Source organism: Streptomyces glaucosporus, from assembly GCF_039533345.1.
Lineage (GTDB): Bacteria > Actinomycetota > Actinomycetes > Streptomycetales > Streptomycetaceae > Streptomyces > Streptomyces glaucosporus.
Genome location: NZ_BAAATJ010000059.1, coordinates 1 through 827 on the forward strand (window position 1 = coordinate 1; position 827 = coordinate 827).

Consider the following 827-nt stretch of genomic DNA (forward strand, 5'->3'; position numbering starts at 1 on the left):
CTTGTCTACCCGTCCGGCGTCGACGTGTCCAGCTCTGCCCTGCGCTTCCTCTCCGCCCGCCTGCGGGAGCGCCGCCGTGCGCTCAAGACCCGCCGGCGGCGCCTGAGCGCGGGCCGGCAGGCCCTGCTCACCCTCGCCCACCTCCGCAACGGCCACACCTACGCCCAGCTCGGAGCCGGGGTCGGCATCGGAACGACCACCGCCTACCGCTACATCACCGAGGCCGTCGCGCTCCTGGCCGCCCTCGCGCCCACCCTCGCCGAAGCCGCACGGGCCGCGTCGCTGAAAGCGTTCGTCATCCTGGACGGCACCCTGCTGCCGATCGACTGGGGGCACCTCCCGGCCGAAGGCGGGGGGAGATCGCCGCCGACCGGCCCTACTACTCGGGGAAGCACAAACGGCACGGGATGAACGTGCAGGTCCTCACCGATCCCTTCGGCCGGCTGCTGTGGGCCTCGCCAGCCCTGCCCGGGGCCGTCCACGACGTCCGCGCGGCCCGCACCCACTGGGGGTCGCCCCCTCCGGGGACATCGTCGACGCCTTGGCCGGCGCTGGCGCGCGCTGCTGGGCGGACAAGGGATACCGCGGTGCCGGAGGAACGGTCCGTGTCCCCTACTGGGGCCGGTGGGAGACCCTCTCTACAGGCCAGCAGGCCCACAACCGGTCCCACGCGAAGATCCGGGCCCTCGTCGAACAGGCCGTCGCCGGCCTCAAGTCCTGGCGGCTCCTGCACAAGCTCCGGTGCGCGACCACCCGGATCACCGGCCTCGTCCAGGCCGTCCTCACTCTGCATCTGGCCAGCTCAGACCGATGATGGAAAAGCCTCA

At 72.6% G+C, this 827-nt stretch carries 1 pseudogene; it reads left to right on the forward strand.

Features of this window, described 5'->3' with window-relative positions:
- Window positions 1–814, forward strand: a pseudogene (locus tag ABD358_RS28340) (IS5 family transposase); the annotation flags it as partial.
- Window positions 815–827: the final 13 nt, after the last annotated feature.